General features: G+C 68.5%; 17 protein-coding genes and 1 pseudogene. 4 read left to right on the plus strand and 14 right to left on the minus strand.

The genetic code is table 11. From position 1 onward, the window contains the following. Window positions 1-261 (minus strand): annotated as a pseudogene (locus ON43_RS24950) (hypothetical protein); the annotation flags it as partial. 199 nt (window positions 262-460) lie between these two features. On the opposite strand from ON43_RS24950, the gene ON43_RS24955 reads away from it, so the two are divergent. Continuing rightward, window positions 461-877 (plus strand): DUF6153 family protein, encoded by a 417-nt coding sequence (locus ON43_RS24955; protein WP_157514174.1) that lies wholly within the window; start codon window positions 461-463, stop codon window positions 875-877. Window positions 878-923: 46 nt separating this feature from the next. Then, window positions 924-2477, plus strand: a complete 1554-nt coding sequence (locus ON43_RS24960; protein WP_040811261.1) for a multicopper oxidase family protein — start codon at window positions 924-926, stop codon at window positions 2475-2477. Here ON43_RS24960 and ON43_RS24965 read toward each other — a convergent pair. The 9 genes from ON43_RS24965 to ON43_RS25000 form a co-directional block, all read right to left on the minus strand. After that, window positions 2465-3418 (minus strand): lysophospholipid acyltransferase family protein, encoded by a 954-nt coding sequence (locus tag ON43_RS24965; RefSeq protein ID WP_245568733.1) that lies wholly within the window; start codon window positions 3416-3418, stop codon window positions 2465-2467. The two genes, ON43_RS24960 and ON43_RS24965, sit on opposite strands and share 13 nt — an antisense overlap. A gap of 9 nt (window positions 3419-3427) precedes the next feature. Next, on the minus strand, window positions 3428-4300 hold the full coding sequence (locus ON43_RS24970; protein WP_083913698.1) for a GNAT family N-acetyltransferase: 873 nt from the start codon (window positions 4298-4300) through the stop codon (window positions 3428-3430). 278 nt (window positions 4301-4578) lie between these two features. Then, a complete protein-coding gene (locus ON43_RS24975) occupies window positions 4579-5634 on the minus strand; it encodes an S-adenosylmethionine:tRNA ribosyltransferase-isomerase (protein WP_040811328.1) in 1056 nt (351 codons plus the stop codon). Beyond that, window positions 5631-5792 carry a hypothetical protein gene (locus ON43_RS45030; protein WP_157514175.1) on the minus strand — a complete coding sequence of 54 codons (162 nt, stop codon included), beginning with the start codon at window positions 5790-5792 and terminating at the stop codon, window positions 5631-5633. Before ON43_RS45030 ends, ON43_RS24975 begins: the two co-directional genes overlap by 4 nt. Beyond that, on the minus strand, window positions 5789-6478 hold the full coding sequence (locus ON43_RS24980; RefSeq protein ID WP_040811262.1) for an SDR family NAD(P)-dependent oxidoreductase: 690 nt from the start codon (window positions 6476-6478) through the stop codon (window positions 5789-5791). Before ON43_RS24980 ends, ON43_RS45030 begins: the two co-directional genes overlap by 4 nt. 63 nt (window positions 6479-6541) lie before the next feature. After that, window positions 6542-7303, minus strand: a complete 762-nt coding sequence (locus ON43_RS24985; RefSeq protein ID WP_040811264.1) for an ABC transporter permease — start codon at window positions 7301-7303, stop codon at window positions 6542-6544. Continuing rightward, a complete protein-coding gene (locus tag ON43_RS24990; RefSeq protein ID WP_218003359.1) occupies window positions 7300-8316 on the minus strand; it encodes an ATP-binding cassette domain-containing protein in 1017 nt (338 codons plus the stop codon). Before ON43_RS24990 ends, ON43_RS24985 begins: the two co-directional genes overlap by 4 nt. A 78-nt stretch (window positions 8317-8394) precedes the next feature. Next, window positions 8395-9003: a PadR family transcriptional regulator gene (locus tag ON43_RS42775; RefSeq protein ID WP_051179155.1), complete on the minus strand. Its 609-nt coding sequence runs from the start codon at window positions 9001-9003 to the stop codon at window positions 8395-8397. Between the two features lie 78 nt (window positions 9004-9081). Next, entirely contained in the window at window positions 9082-10377 is a 1296-nt protein-coding gene (locus tag ON43_RS25000; protein ID WP_040811267.1) for an NAD(P)/FAD-dependent oxidoreductase, read from the minus strand. 113 nt (window positions 10378-10490) lie between these two features. On the opposite strand from ON43_RS25000, the gene ON43_RS25005 reads away from it, so the two are divergent. Both ON43_RS25005 and ON43_RS25010 read left to right on the plus strand, forming a co-directional pair. Beyond that, a complete protein-coding gene (locus tag ON43_RS25005) occupies window positions 10491-11351 on the plus strand; it encodes a LysR family transcriptional regulator (protein WP_040811272.1) in 861 nt (286 codons plus the stop codon). Window positions 11352-11458: 107 nt separating this feature from the next. Then, entirely contained in the window at window positions 11459-11893 is a 435-nt protein-coding gene (locus tag ON43_RS25010; protein ID WP_245568734.1) for a DUF1707 domain-containing protein, read from the plus strand. A 3-nt stretch (window positions 11894-11896) separates the two neighbouring features. Here ON43_RS25010 and ON43_RS25015 read toward each other — a convergent pair whose 3' ends face one another. The 4 genes from ON43_RS25015 to ON43_RS25030 all read right to left on the minus strand — a co-directional run bounded on the left by ON43_RS25015 (window position 11897) and on the right by ON43_RS25030 (window position 14840). Further along, window positions 11897-12838, minus strand: coding sequence for an aminoglycoside phosphotransferase family protein (locus ON43_RS25015; RefSeq protein ID WP_040811275.1), 942 nt, complete (start codon window positions 12836-12838; stop codon window positions 11897-11899). Further along, entirely contained in the window at window positions 12838-13434 is a 597-nt protein-coding gene (locus tag ON43_RS42780) for a hypothetical protein (RefSeq protein ID WP_051179156.1), read from the minus strand. The genes ON43_RS25015 and ON43_RS42780 overlap by 1 nt, the downstream gene beginning before the upstream one ends. A 41-nt stretch (window positions 13435-13475) precedes the next feature. Next, the gene (locus ON43_RS25025; RefSeq protein WP_157514176.1) at window positions 13476-13712 is read right to left on the minus strand and encodes a hypothetical protein; all 237 of its coding nucleotides are present in this window, start codon (window positions 13710-13712) and stop codon (window positions 13476-13478) included. 168 nt (window positions 13713-13880) lie between these two features. Continuing rightward, a complete protein-coding gene (locus ON43_RS25030) occupies window positions 13881-14840 on the minus strand; it encodes an electron transfer flavoprotein subunit alpha/FixB family protein (protein ID WP_040811280.1) in 960 nt (319 codons plus the stop codon). Window positions 14841-14892 lie beyond the last annotated feature (52 nt).

A 14892-nucleotide genomic window follows, 5' to 3' on the forward strand; every position in this document is an offset into this window, starting at 1 on the left:
GCCGCCGCCCACCTGCACGCCGCCACCGGTATTGCCCGGAGCGGTGGTCGGGGCCTGGGTCGTCGCCCCGCCGCCGACTCCGGCCTGCGTATCGACGCCGATCTTCACGCCACCGGGACCGATGCCGACATCGACGCCCAAGCCGGCGTTCGCGCCCGGTGCGGGGGTCGTGGTCGTGGTGGGATCCGCGGCGGCCGACGACGCGCAGAGAGCAACGGCGGCCGCGGCGAGCGCGGCAGCCGTGAATGTCCTTGCCGACATTGTGAGTTCGCTTCCAGAAGATGTTGTTGTCGCTCTTCCCGTCGAATGGACCGACCGGTGTGTTACCCCTAATTCCGGACAGGCGCCGGACGGCGAAATCCCCTAATGCACCCCCACCCCCGCACGCCTCGGCACCCCGCGCGACCGGCGCAGGGTGTGATGCAGGATACCCCGTGGGGGTTCCGGTAAGGTGGGGTTCGTGGCTGCTCAGCACGCATCGCGACGAGCCTCCGGATTGGTCCGGTGGCTCGGGGTGCTGGCGCTTTTGGCCGGAATCGCGGCCATGCATGCCGGGGTGTTCTCCGTCGGCTCCCACGAGCTGGGCGCCGCACACCGGATGGGCGGCGGCTCGGCGAGCGTGATGGCGGTTGCCCATCACGACGGCACGGCACCGCACTCGGACGATCAGCCCGCACCCATTCACGTGAGCCATTCGTGCGAGGCATTCACCCTCGCCGCCACCATGTTCGCGATCGGCCTGGTGCTGCTCGGCTGGATCACCCGGGCGGCGGACGACGATCGCCCACTGCTCCCCCGCGCCCACCGTGAACACCGGGAACGCCCGCCACCGTGGACGGTCCCGTCCCTCTCTCAACTGTCGATTCTCCGCATCTGATGAACCTCGCGCCCCGCGATTCGTTCATCAACCAAGGAGATTTCGCATGCCCTCGAACGGTTTTCCCACCCTCGCGCCGATGAGCCGGCGCGGCTTCTTCGCCCTCGGCACCGGCCTGGCCACGGCCGCCGCCCTCGCCGCGTGCACCAAGAACGCACCGAGTACGTCCGGGCTGGTACGGCCCGATTCCGATGCGGTCCGCAATACCGAGAACGCGCGCCGCGTGGCGGGCGCGGCCACCCGCGAGGTGGCGCTGCGCGCCGAACCCACCACCATCGACCTCGGCGGCGTCCGGGTGAACACCTGGGCCTACGGCGGCGCGCTGCCGGGCAAGGAGATCCGGCTCGCCAAGGGCGAAGTGCTGCGCGCGGATCTGACCAATGCGCTGCCCGCGCCGACGACCACGCACTGGCACGGGCTCGCCCTGCGCAATGACATGGACGGCGCACCCGATGTCACCCAGCCCGCGGTCGCCCCGGGCGGCACGTTCCGCTACGAGTTCATCGTGCCCGACGCCGGAACCTACTTCTTCCACCCGCACGTCGGGCTGCAACTCGATCGCGGCCTGTACGCGCCGCTGATCGTGGAGGATCCCGCCGACGGCAAGGACTACGACCTGGAAGCCGTTGTGGTGCTGGACGACTGGCTCGACGGCGTCAACGGCCGCGATCCCGACCAGGAGCTGCGCAAGCTCCAGCAGCAGGGCATGGGCGGGATGAACATGGGCGGCGGCATGGACCACGGCGGGATGAATCACGGTGGCGGCATGGGCATGTCGACCGATCCGAACGCGCCACTCGGCTCCGACACCGGCGATGTGAAGGACTACCCGTACTACCTGATCAACGGCCGGATCGGCACCGACCCGGTCACTTTCACCGGCCGACCGGGCCAGCGGCTGCGCCTGCGCATCATCAATGCCGCCTCCGACACCGCCTTTCGGGTGGCCGTCGGCGGGCACCGGTTGCGCGTCACGCACAGCGACGGCTTCCCGGTGCAGCCCGCCACGACCGACAGCCTGCTGCTCGGCATGGGCGAACGCTTCGACGCCGTGGTCGATCTCGCCGACGGCGTGTTCCCGCTGGTCGCCTCGGCCGAAGGCAAGACCGGTCAGGCCTTCGCGCTGATCCGGACCGGCGGCGGCACCGCCCCGGCGGCCGATATCCGCCCGGCCGAGCTGTCCTCGCCGCCGCTCACCGGAGACCGCCTGATCGCGGCCGAATCTGTTCGGCTACCCGCGCGCAAGCCCGACCGCGTTCTGGACGCGACGCTCGGGATGGGCAAGGGCAAGTACGTCTGGACCATCAACGGCAAGTCCTATCCCGACCACGACATGCTGAATGTCGCTCAGGGCGAACGGATTCGGCTCCGCTTCGTCAACAACACCATGATGTTCCACCCGATGCATCTGCACGGGCACACCTACCAGGTGGTGACCCCGGCGGGCACCGGCCCGCGCAAGGACACCTCCCTGGTGCTGCCCATGCAGACGGTCGAGGTCGACTTCGACGCCGACAATCCGGGTCAGTGGATGCTCCACTGCCACAACGCCTATCACGGCGAAGCGGGCATGATGAGCATTCTGTCCTACGTGCGCTGAACGACCTCGGGACGCTCCTCCACCGCCTGCCGCACCGCGCCCGTGCCGATCGCCTCGAGATTCTCGCTCCCGTGGATCACGTCGGTGAAGGCACGGGCCACGGTGTCGTCCTCGAGTGCCCGCTCGCAGCGGCGGGCCAGCTCGAAGCGGTCCGTGTCCGGCAATTCCACAGGCTGCAAGGTGATTTCGGCGACCACGCCCTTGGAGCGCAGCACGCGGCGCACGGAGTCGCCCAGCGAATCGACGCCGACGAAGCCGGGCACCGTGGACAGCTCGCCGTCGCGGCCCAGGTAGCGCAGGCGGATGGGCTGCACCGGCGCCTCGGCGTCGATGGCCGCCTGGAACAGCGCCGGGCGCAGGGTGCCGTGGGCGCGGCCGCACCAGGTGGTGCCCTCCGGGAAGAAGGTGACCCGGTCGCCGGCGCGCAGCCGGTCGGCCATGGTCGCGATGACGCCCGGAAGCGCCCGCAGCCGTTCACGTTCGATGGGAATCACGCGCACGCGCTTGGCGACATCGCCGAGCATCGGCCAGTCGATCAGGTCGGCCCGCGCCACGAAACCCATCGGTTCGACGGCGGTGAGGGCGACGATATCGGTCCAGCCGATGTGGCGAGCCGCGATCAGCACGCCGCCCTCGGCGGGCACCTCGCCGCGATTGTCGATGATGCGCACACGAATCCCGCAGCAGGCCAACAGGGTTCGCGCGTATCGGCGCTGCAGGGCGGCGCGGCGGCGGCGCGGGGTGGCGAAATGCGCGAGCGGGAAGCTCAGCAGGACGCCGGCGATACCGGCGATCCGGGCCGCCACCCGCAGTGTGCCCGCCTCGGCGTCGGCATCGACACACGAAGGGCCGCAAGGGCTGTGCGGCATCCACGCGTGCGCGGTGGCCGCGGCGGGCGGACAGGACAGGGAACCGGTCTCAGGGGCGAGCAGGGCTGGCATCATGGGGCATCACCGGGCATCCAGGCTGTTGGCCGCGCCCTGCAGGCGCTCCAGGTAGCGGGTGTTGATGGTCGAGAGTCCGAGCAGCGCAACGAAATCCGCCACCGCGAACTCCGGATCGTGGGCGGGCTCGCCACAGATCTCCGCGCCCAGGCGCAGGTAGCCGTTGAGCAGCGGCGGCAGCTTCGGGCGGGCCGGGGCGGTCAGCTCGTCGAGGGTGCGGCCGTCCACGACGACCGGGTTGTACGGGCGCACATGGCGTTCCGCGTCCAGCGCGTGCTTCCTCAGGAGCAGGTCACGAACGCCCCGCACGTTCACGCCCGGCTCGTCCTCCGGATTCATCCGCATGGGCACCGATACGCAGCCCATCACCCAGTCGTATCCGGTGAGCTGGATGTAGTGCAGGATGCCCGCCCACATGAGCGTCAGCACCGAGCCGTTGCGGTGATCGGGCACCACGCAGGCGCGGCCCATCTCCACGATCCGGTTGCCGGTGGGATCCAGTGCGGCCAAATCGAATTCGGTGGCGGTGTAGTAGCCGCCCGCCGCGGCGACCTGGTCCGGGGGCAGCATGCGGTAGCAGCCGACGAACTGCTCGGTGAGCTCGTCGCGCACCAGCAGGTGGTCGCAGTGGTCGTCGAACCGGTCGGCGTCCAAGCCGGTTCCATTGTCGGGGATGGTGAATCCCGGCTCGTTCGCGAACACCTGGTAGCGCAGGCGCTGTGCGGCCTCGCGATGCTCGGCATCGGAGGAGACGACCAGGGAGTACTGGGAACGCCCACTGGTGCGGGGCGCCTCCGGAACACCGTTGCGGGGCGCTTCCGGAGCGGGCTTCGACGCGGCTGCTAGCAGGCTGGAATTCGACGCTGCCATGGTGGTCATACGCTTGATCAAGCCAGTCCCAGACTGCGCTGGAGCGACAGCCGCATTACCTGTCGATGCCAGTCCGGTGAACGCGACGCAGACCGCACCCGGAGTTCATCCGAGCGCCTTCAAACGTTCTCTACCAGGACAAACGCTTGTATTCTGCCGGGGTACCGGCGGGTAACGAACCCGGCCGCGCCCCCCGCCGGCGAGCCGGGCGAGCGCCCCGCAACAAGCGGAAGAGGCAAGCGTACGCCCCCATTCCGAGCCCCGCACCGGCGGGCCCGGATTGCCGTTCACTCCCGGAACAGCAGCGCCGAATCCCCGAATTCGTGCCACAGATAACCGGACTCGACGGCCACCCGATACGCCTCCCGCACCACCCCCGCGCCCGCCACCGACTCCAGCAGATGCAGATGCGACGCCCCTGGCGCATGCCACCCGGTGATCAGCCCGTCCACCGCCCGCGCGGGCCGCGAACCGTCCAGCACCAGATCCGTCCATCCGGTCGTCGCCCGCACCAATCCCTCGGCCCCCGTGGCGGATTCGAGCGCCCGGGTCACGGTGGTCCCGACGGCCACCACCCGCCCGCCCGCGGCACGCGTCGCGTTGACGACCCGGGCCGTCATCTCCGGTACCGCGAACCGCTCCGGGCTCGGCGGCTCGCCCGACTCGGGCGAGGAGACGCCGGTATGCAGCGTGATCGGCGCGAGCCCCACCCCGCCGGCCACCAGCTCGGTCACCAGCCTCTCGGTGAAAGGCCGTCCCGCACTGGGCATTTCCGCACTTCCCGGCTCCCGCCCGAATACCGTCCGATAGTAGGAGGCCGACCATCGGTCGGTGAGGTAGGAGTAGCTGATCGGCCGACCATGGCGCGCCAGCAGTGCCTCGACATCCTCGCCCGCGTCTCGGCCGGGCGCGATGATGTCGGCGATCCACAGGCGATCACCATCGGGCAGCCACCGCGACCACACGGTGGCGACATGACCGGCCGGAAGACGAACGCTCACACCGCATTCCAGCGGCCGCCCGCGCCACGGCACCCCGGCCGGATCCCGCAACTCGACCACCCAGCGGCCATCGTCCAGCCGGGTCGAGCAGTGCAGCACGGCCTCGTTACCGTCGTACTGCGCGTCCACCGCCGCATTGATCATGGCGGAGTTGTTGACCACCACCAGATCCCCGGGCCGCAGGAATCCCGGAAGCTCCCCGAACCTCGCGTGAGTCAAGACTCCCCCATCCGCCACCATGAGGCGCACCTCGTCCCGGGCGAGGCCGCGGGCCTCCGGCGGGCTGGTCGCGGAGAGTTCGTCGGGCAGGACGAAGGTGTGTGCGTCGAGACCGGTGGTCATGAGGTCACCGCGCGTTCCGTGCAGGCGGTGCGACGGACCCGGTTCGAGCACGCGGGGCGGGGCGAGGGATTCGAGGCGGTCGCGGTCGTTCTCGCCGGTACCAGCACCGACAGCGGGTCCGGGACCAGGAAGGCGAGCTCCTCCATGCCGGAAGTCATGACGCCACCGTGACTTCCGAGGCGAGGTATCGGCCGCTCGGCGGGCGGGATTCGAGCAGGTGCAGCAGGGCGGGGACCACGGTTTCCGGTTCGGGGCGGTCGGAGATGTCCTCGCCGGGGAAGGCGGCCTGGTGCATCTCGGTGCGCATGTCACCGGGATCGAAGCTGTAGATCCGCAGGTCCGGGTTCTCGGCTGCGAGGACATTGGTGAGCTGGTCCAGCGCGGCCTTCGAGGCTCCGTAGCCGCCCCAGCCCTCGTAGCCGCCGACGGCGGCGTCGGAGCTGATGTCCACGACGATCCCGTCGGAGGCGCGCAGAGCGGGCAGGGTGAGCTGCAGGATCGCCAGGGGCGCAATCACATTGGCGGCGAGGACGGTGGTGAGTTCGTCGAGCGGATACCGCTCCAGCGTGGGCAGCGGGCTGGGTCCGAGGGCGCTGGCGTTGTTGAGCACCAGGTCCAGGCGGCCGTCGCCGACGGCGTCGGCGATCCGCGCCTGGACCTCCGGATCGGCGACATCCCCCGCGATAGCGTGCGCGCGGGTCGCGGATCGCACTCGTTCGAGCCGATCCGCGCCCCGCGCGACAATGATCAATTCCCAATCTCGCTCGGCGAGCGCGAGCGCTACCGCCCGGCCGAAGCCCGCCGACGCCCCGGTGACCAGGGCCCGTTTCTTGTTTTCAGGCATACCGCCATCGTGAAACCTGAACTTCACTCGAGGTCAATGAATTTCTCCCCGAGCGAATCCGGCTCAGGCGTTCTCTCTGGCGAAGCTGCGCGCGGCGATCACGACCAGCACCGCCGTCACCGCCAGCGTCACCGCTGTCCCGATATAGACCTCGTGCGCCCCGAGGTCGCCGCGGAACAGCGCGCGGGCCGCATCCACGGTGTGCGAGAACGGATTCACCTTGCCGAGGTTCTGCAACCACTTCGGGCCGACCGTGAGCGGTAGCAGAATCCCCGACAGCAGCATGATCGGCACCGAGACCGAGTTCAACAGGGATGCGAGGGTGTCCTCCGAGCGCGCCCACAGACCCAGGGCATAGGACGCGGCCGCCAATCCACCGCCCATGACCGCGATCAGCAGCAGCGACAGCACCAGTCCGAGCGGGTCCGGCCGCAGGCCGAAGGCCACGGTGGCGACGCCGACCAGCACCAGCGCCTGCACGGTCAGCACCGTCATGTCCTTGAGCACTCGACCCAGTAGCAATGCGCCGCGCGGTGCGGGCGTAACCCGTTGCCGCTCGACCACTCCGGCCCGCCACTCGGCGACGATGCCGAAGCCGACGAACAACGCGCCGAACAATCCGGTCTGGATGACCAGGGCCGGGGTGAGGATCTTCCACGGATCGGCGCCCGGACCGAACGACGACGAGACGCCCTTCACCAGCGGGCCGAACAGCACCAGGTAGATGATCGGCTGCATCAGCCCGATGATCACCCACACGGGATTGCGCAGATTGGCTCGCAGCTGCGACCAGTAGATCAGTCCGGTATCGCGCAGGAATGTCATGACCGGTCTCCTTCCCGGAGCGAACGCCCGGTGAGCGTGAGGAATACGTCGTCGAGGCTGGGCCGCTTGACGGTGAGCGCACCGGGCGTGATGCCCTTGTCGCCGAGGGCCCGCAGCAGCGGAACCACTGCGGCGTCACCGTGTTCCACGGTCAGATGCACGAGACTCGTTCCGGCACGGCCGCTCTCGTCGGTGCGCAGCTTGGACCGCAACTCCAGCACCTCGGACGCGATCTCCAGAGCCAGATCGGCACTGGCGGAATCGATTTCGAGGCTGATCACATCGCCGGAGATGCGCCGCTTGAGCTCGTCGGGCGTGCCCTCCGCGACAATGGTGCCGTGATCCATCACCAGGATGCGGTCACACAGCGCGTCGGCCTCCTCCAGGTAGTGGGTGGTGAGAACGATGGTCGTGCCCTCGTCGCGCAGGCGCCGGATGTGGTCCCACAGATTGGCGCGACTCTGCGGATCCAGTCCGGTGGTGGGTTCATCGAGGTAGATGAGGGTAGGCCGATGCACCAGCCCGAGCGCGATGTCCACGCGCCGCCGCTGCCCGCCGGAGAGCTGCGAGCACTTGCGCCGCTCCAGCCCGTCGAATTCCAGGGCCTTGGCGAGCTCGGCCGCATTGGCCTTGGCCTCGGCCTTGGACAGCCCGAAAAGCCGCGCCTGCAGCACCAATTCGTCCTCGACGAGTTCGAGTTCATTGGTCGATCCGCCCTGCGGCACGTATCCGATGCGGGAGCGCACGGTCCGCGCCTGGCCACGCAGATCCGCCCCGACCACGGTCGCTTCCCCTGCCGTGGGCGAGAGCAGGGTCGAGATCATCCGCAGGGTGGTGGTCTTACCCGCCCCGTTGGGCCCGAGCAGCCCGATGATCTCCCCGTAGTGCACGTCGAAGTCGATACCGGTAACCGCTTGCACGTCACCGGTTTTGGTCTTGAATGTCCGGGCCAGCCCACGAACCCGGATCACCGGATCGGTGGGTTCACCACGAACGGGTGATGTCGTTTCCACCCCACCACGGTAGAAACGACGCACCCGATTAGTCAAGCTTGATTATTCAGTATTGATTGCCCGCCGATCCGGAATTCCTCACTGGACCGGCGGAGGACCTCCCCAGGTGTCCGACCACACATCCAGCTCGCCGCTCTCGATCCGCGCCAGCGTCCGGCGCGACCACTCCAGATCCGCCCGAATGTGGTCCGACGTCAACCGAATCCCATCCGCCGCGTGATGCGGGATCGCATCGCGCGGATCGCCGCTACCCGCCAGAATCCGCTGCTCCTCGCGGTCGTAGCGGACCAGATCCGACTCGAACTTCAGGATCCGGGCCCGCAGCGCGGCGATCACCTCGTCGCGGGGCGCGGAAGGGAACAATGCCACCGGCGCGACATACGGATGCTTCGGCGAATCCGTGTCGTACAGCGCCTCCCGCAGCATCTCCCCGAACTGCTTCTCCCCCTCGGCCGTCAGCCGATACGTCGTCCGCTCCGGCCGCGCCCGCTCCTGCCCCACCCCCTCCACCGAGATGAGCCCATCCCGCTGCAACGTCTTCAACGCCCCGTAAACCGACCCGGGCTTCACATTCGCCCAGTCATCGGCCTGCCAGGACAACAATTCGCGCCGGACGTCATAGCCGTGCACGGGTTGCAACATGCGCACCACCGCCAGCACCAGCAGCCGGGTCGTAGGGACAGCCATAGTCGCAGATTAATCCTGTCCCACAACGCCAACGAGCCGCCCGGGTGAGTGCCGGGCGGCTCGTTCGGATTCGGTCGGTCAGGCCGCTGCGCGCGGCTGCTCCGGAACCCTTGGCGTGCGGTTCTTTTCGACCTCGTTGAAGCCGGGGCGGCCGCTGCCGATGAAGGCGATCAGCCAGGAGGCGACGGCGGCGAAGCGGTTGCGGAAGCCGACGAGGTAGAAGAGGTGGACAGCCAGCCAGGTCACCCAGGCGAGGAAGCCGGTGAACTTCACCTTGTCGTTGATCTTGGTGACGGCGGCGAACCGGCTGATCACGGCCATCGAGCCCTTGTCCCAGTACTTGAACGGGGTCGCCGCGGCCTTCTTGCCGCGAATGATGTCGGCGACGTGGCGGCCCTCCTGCATGGCGACCGGCGACTGACCGGGGTAGCCGTTGAGGAAGGTCATATCGCCGATGGCGAAGATGTCGGCGTGACCGCCGACGGTGCAGTCCGGGTTGATCAATAGTCGTCCGGCGCGGTCGGTCTCGCAGCCGGTGGCCTCGGCCAGAATCTTGGCGAACTCACCGGCGGCCACGCCCGCCGACCACACCACGGTCTCGGCGGCGATGCCGCGCTCCACGCCGTCCTTGCTCTTGACGGTGACCTTCCCGGCCTCGATATCGGTCACGAAGGTGTCGACGAGCACCTCGACGCCGCTCTTCTCGAGCGACTGCTTCGAATACTCCGACAGATGTCCGCCGAAGGGCGGCAGCACGACACCCGCACCCTCGACGAGAGTGACCGTATCCTCCAGGTGGAAGTACCTTTTCGCGAGTTCCTTCAGCTGGCCGGCGACCTCGACGCCGGTCGCGCCCGCACCGACCACCACGAAGCTGAGCAGGCGGCGGCGGGTCTCCGGGTCGGCGGTCTTGGCCTGCTCGAAGACGCGCTCGATCTGCGCGCGCAGGGCGCGGGCATCGTCGATGGTCTTGAGCGAGAACGTCTTGTCCGCGAAATCGTCACGGCCGAAGTAGGACTGGCTGGCGCCGGTGGCGGCGATGAGCTTGCCGTAGCGGATCTTGCGCGGGCCCTCGGGGGTTTCGTAGGTGAGGATCGCGTTGGGAGCGTCGATCGCGGTCACCTTGCCCAGGCGCGCCTCGCCGTTCTTGTGCTTGCGGAGGATGTTCTGAATCGGAGGAGCGATCTCGTCGGAGGCCAGCACACCCGTCGCTACCTGGTAGAGCAACGGCTGGAAAAGATGCTCGGGGGTACCCGAGATGAGGACGTAGCGAACTCCCGACTTGTTCAGCTGCTTCGCGGCGGCCAGGCCACCGAAGCCCGATCCGACGATGACGACATCGGCGGTTTCGATCTCCGCCTCCAGGTTGTACATGACTGCTCCCTTCTGTCATGACTAACCGTGATTCGGAACGCGGTTGTTCCAGGGGTCAGGGCGCATAATCAAGATGACTCTTATCTACGTTGATCATGAATTGGAGAGATGCCGTGGAGCTGCGCCAACTGGCCTACTTCGTGGCGGTCTGCGAGGAGCTGAGCTTCAGCCGGGCCGCGAGCCGCTGTTTCATCTCGCAGTCGGCCATCAGCCACCAGATCGCCAGGCTGGAGCGGGATCTTGGCGTGAACCTCTTCGAACGCTCGACAAGATCGGTCGTACCCACCGACGCGACCACCCGGCTACTTCCTCTTGCGAAGCAAATGCTGAGCCTGGAATCCGCCATTCGCGCAGCTGTACGGGCCTCCGGCCCACGAATTCGCCTGGCGGCCAATATGAGCTTCGCAACAAGATCGCTCTCCGCCATCGCCGGAGCACGCGAGGCGCATCCCGGCGCGGAGATCGAATTCGTCATCAAGCCCTTCCGCCAGCGCATTCAGGCGGTGGCCGACGGGGACTGTGATCTTGCTCTCATCCGGGGCAGCGTGGATCAGCCCGGGCTCAGCGTCGAGCAGCTCTGGGTCGAGGATCCGGTCATCGCCACCTCCACCTCGCATCCGCTCGTGCAGCGCGGCGGAGATGTCACGCTCGCGGAACTGGGGGCCTATCCGCTGCTGCTGCCGCCGGAATCGGAACAGGTGCTGCTGCACAATGTGGTGCGCGCGGCCTTCGCCGATCTGCCCACCGGTCCGGTCTTCGGGCCGCCGATCCCGCCCGACCACACCGCCACCATGGAGCTCATCAACCGGCCCGACGCGTGGACCATCCTCTACGCCGACACCCAGACCGAGGGCATCGCCACCCTCCACCTCTCGGGTCACCCGCTGCGTATCCCGGTCTCCGCGGTCACCCGCAGCGAGGGCCGCCCCTCCCCCATCGTCACCACCCTGCTGGCGGCGCTGCACAGCTCATAACCACACCCCGTCATTCCGGCATGCTTTTGGCCGGAATCCACTGGGCCGACGGAAGATCCCGGCCAAAAGCATGCCGGGATGTCGAGGGGGACGCCTACGCTGGGTGCGTGGGGCAGGAGAGCATGCGCGCTTCCGACAGGGATCGCGAGCAGATCGTCGATAAACTGCGGGTGGCGATGGACGAGGGGCGGATCACGCTCCACGAATTCGATTCCCGGCTGCAGCAGGTGTATTCGGCCAAGACCTACGGCGAGCTCAGCCCGATCCTGTCCGACCTACCCGCGCAACGGGTTCCGGGCCGCGCCGCCAAGTCCGACCCGGGCAGCGTCCCGGTCTGGGTCAAAATCATGTGGACGCCCTGGGTTTTCGTGAACCTGCTGGTCCTGGTGATCTGGTTCGCCACCGGCATGGGCTACTTCTGGCCGATTTGGGTGGAGGCACCCTGGGGCCTGGCCCTGCTCATCCCCACCACCATCGGCATCCTGGTGCAGCGCGATTCCAACCGCCGCCGCGCCGAGCGCGAACAGTTCCGGCCGCAATAACTTTCAGGCCAGCGCCGCCGCGACCACGAGGTGCAGCCGCAGATCCTCGGGCTCCTCGTCCTCGACGGCCCATACGATCTCCTCCATCGACCGCATGAACGCCCACGCGTGCACCCGCTCGGCAGGTACGTCCAGCGCGGCCGCTGTCCGCTCGACCACCGCCCGCGCGTGCTCGGCCGTCGGATCACTCTGCACCTGAATCATCACCAGGAATCCGGCATCGAACGCGGCCTCACCCAGATAAGCCTTCGGGTCGATGAGCAGCCACGGCTCCCGCTCCGCCGCAACGATATTGCCCAGGTGGGTATCGCGATTGACCACCAGCAACGGCCCCTCCGGCACCGCCAGCTCATCACACCGCTCGGCGGCACGATCCAGCAGCCGACTCGAAATCACCTCGGCCACTTCGGCCTCCGGCTTCCGGAACATGCGCTCCCACTCCTCGACCATCCCCGCGGCCGTCGGCAACTCCGGAAATCCGCCGGGCGCCGCCACCGGCTCCCGCCGCAGCCGCCGATACAACCGGCACGCCAGCTCGACCTTCCCGATGTTCTCCGGCCGCCCCTCGAGACTCGGAAATCCCGGCTGATACAGCAATTCCGTTCCCGGCCGCGCCCACTCCAGCAGCATCGCCCCACTCGCCGAATCGAACTCGTACAGCCGCACGGCCCCGTCCCCGCCATAGCAATACAGCCCCGTCGGCTCCCCGGCGTTCTCCTCATCGACCACCGGCACCTTCAGCACCGCGACCGACCCGTCCGCCCGCCGCACCGGCGCGACCCACGAATGCGTTCCCCCGCCGAAGCTTTCGCCGATGACCTCCAACTCCCACCTGCCGCAAAGCCGTTCGACCAACCCCGGCAGATCGGCGAGCCACCGCGGCCCCCGCTCCCCGAAACTCGTCGCGATGGTCTCCTCAACATTGCGCGGCAGTGAGATCGACATCAGCCCAGCTTGCCACCACTGCCCTGCTCGACCGCGCCGACGGCCACCTCGCCACCCGTTGCCGCGCCGGACTCTGTTGCCGCGCCGGAGTCGACGGCCGGTTCAGAGGCGGCGGCCTGAGCCGGTTCGGGGACCGGAGTCTCGTGAACGGTGCGCCAGAGGTGAATTCGCCCGTCCGTCACCAGCACCGCGGTGACCGTGCGCCTGCCGGTCTTCACCGCGCCGATGCGGTTCTCCGCGACGAAGCGGACCACGATGAGCTGCCCGCTGCGGGCGATCTCCGCGATATCGGAGACCTCGATCTCCACCCCCGCCAGCGCATTTCGCGCCGACCACATCCCCGCCAGGAATGTCTCCCGATCCACCGCCTGCCCGGTGGTCACCACCGAGGTGAACTGCTCGTCCAATGCCCCCGAGATCCGGTCGAACACCTTCGGCAGCGCATCCGACCCCAGCCATTCGGCCAGATCGAAATGCAATGCCTCGATGACGTCCTTCAGCTCGACGCCCTCCGCACGGACCTCGTCCGCCTCGTCAGCCCTCCGGGACGCGGGCGCCTCGGCCCGCCCCCGCCGAGGATCGAATCGCCCACGCACGGGAAAAGCGTGCCCGAGCCCCGCCCGACGAGCAACCGCAACTACCCGAGGTGTCCGCTTTCACCGAGGCATGGCGGGTGGGTCAGCATGCACCATAGGGTGCTCGTGCCTTGCGCGCTGTTCGACGCGCTGCCGGTCAGACCACCGTCCGATCCCGCCGTTCCGGTCGCCGCCGGGACCCCCGTCACGTCGGTCAAGGGCAGGGGTGCGGCCGCCGCCGGACCGACCCCGACCAGCAGCGTGCTCGCGGCAACGCCGATGAAGATGAGAGTGCGCATGACGCAAAACATAAGCGACCGCATTTCAGAATTGACCGGAATGCGCCTCCCCTTCCGGCCCCCAATTCCTTTGGCACCCAAGCCGGGGCCACGGATCCGCGCAAACGAAAGGTCCCCCGGCCGTTCCCGGCCGGGGGACCTTCCAATTGCCTTTCACCGCAAGGGCGCTCAGCCCTTGTGAGCCTTCACGGCCTCGGTGAGCTGCGGGGCGACATTGAACAGGTCGCCGACGATGCCGTAGTCCGAGATCTCGAAGATCGGGGCCTCTTCGTCCTTGTTGACGGCCACGATGGTCTTCGAGGTCTGCATGCCGGCGCGGTGCTGGATCGCGCCGGAGATGCCCAGGGCGATGTACAGCTGCGGGGAGACCGTCTTACCGGTCTGACCGACCTGGAACTGGCCCGGGTAGTAGCCCGAGTCGACGGCGGCACGCGAGGCGCCGACGGCCGCACCGAGGGCGTCGGCCAGCGGCTCGACGACCTTGCCGAAGTTGTCGGCCGAGCCGACACCGCGGCCACCCGACACCACGATGGTGGCCTCGGTCAGCTCCGGACGGTCGCCGCCCACGATCGGCTCACGCGAGACGACCTTGGTGACGCCCTCTTCCTGCGCGGGCAGGTCGACGACGACCTTCTCGCCGGCGCCGGCCTGCGGGGCGGCCTCGACGGCGCCCGGACGCACCGAGATGACCGGGACATCGCCGGTGGCCTTGGCATCCACGGTGAACGCGCCACCGAAGATGGAGTGCTGCACCGAGCCGTCACCGTTCACGGCGATGGCGTCGATGAGCAGGCCGGAACCGATGCGGGCGGCCAGGCGACCCGACACCTCCTTGCCCTCCGCGGTGGCGGCGACCAGGATCGCGGCCGGGGCGGCGGACTCGGACAGGCCGGCGAGGACGTCGACCTTCGGGGTCACCAGGAAGCCCTCGGCGTCGTCACCCTCGGCGACGTAGATCTTCTCGGCGCCGGCGGCGGCGAGGGCCTCGGCCAGCTTGTCGGCGGTGCCGGGGGCGGCGACCACGACGGCGGCCGGGGTGCCCAGCGCGCGAGCGGCGGTGAGGAGTTCGGTGGTGACCTTCTTGGGCGCACCGTCAGCGTGCTCCACGAGCACGAGTACTTCTGCCATTGTTCTTTCTCCTGCGGCATCTATGGGGGCGAGCTGCAAGCACTGCGCCCCG

The sequence above is a fragment of the Nocardia concava NBRC 100430 genome (assembly GCF_000308815.1).
Classification (GTDB): Bacteria; Actinomycetota; Actinomycetes; order Mycobacteriales; family Mycobacteriaceae; genus Nocardia; species Nocardia concava.

Excerpts from the sequence above, each read along its gene's own strand:
- ON43_RS45030 (WP_157514175.1), bottom strand. The coding sequence starts at position 5,792 with ATGACTTCCGGCATGGAGGAGCTCGCCTTCCTGGTCCCGGACCCGCTG.
- ON43_RS25015 (WP_040811275.1), bottom strand. The coding sequence starts at position 12,838 with ATGTCGATCTCACTGCCGCGCAATGTTGAGGAGACCATCGCGACGAGT.
- ON43_RS24965 (WP_245568733.1), bottom strand. The coding sequence starts at position 3,418 with ATGCCAGCCCTGCTCGCCCCTGAGACCGGTTCCCTGTCCTGTCCGCCC.
- ON43_RS24975 (WP_040811328.1), bottom strand. The coding sequence starts at position 5,634 with ATGACCACCGGTCTCGACGCACACACCTTCGTCCTGCCCGACGAACTC.
- ON43_RS25025 (WP_157514176.1), bottom strand. The coding sequence starts at position 13,712 with ATGCGCACTCTCATCTTCATCGGCGTTGCCGCGAGCACGCTGCTGGTC.
- ON43_RS25030 (WP_040811280.1), bottom strand. The coding sequence starts at position 14,840 with ATGGCAGAAGTACTCGTGCTCGTGGAGCACGCTGACGGTGCGCCCAAG.
- ON43_RS24980 (WP_040811262.1), bottom strand. The coding sequence starts at position 6,478 with ATGCCTGAAAACAAGAAACGGGCCCTGGTCACCGGGGCGTCGGCGGGC.
- ON43_RS24970 (WP_083913698.1), bottom strand. The coding sequence starts at position 4,300 with ATGACCACCATGGCAGCGTCGAATTCCAGCCTGCTAGCAGCCGCGTCG.
- ON43_RS42775 (WP_051179155.1), bottom strand. The coding sequence starts at position 9,003 with ATGGCTGTCCCTACGACCCGGCTGCTGGTGCTGGCGGTGGTGCGCATG.
- ON43_RS25000 (WP_040811267.1), bottom strand. The coding sequence starts at position 10,377 with ATGTACAACCTGGAGGCGGAGATCGAAACCGCCGATGTCGTCATCGTC.
- ON43_RS24960 (WP_040811261.1), top strand. The coding sequence starts at position 924 with ATGCCCTCGAACGGTTTTCCCACCCTCGCGCCGATGAGCCGGCGCGGC.
- ON43_RS24985 (WP_040811264.1), bottom strand. The coding sequence starts at position 7,303 with ATGACATTCCTGCGCGATACCGGACTGATCTACTGGTCGCAGCTGCGA.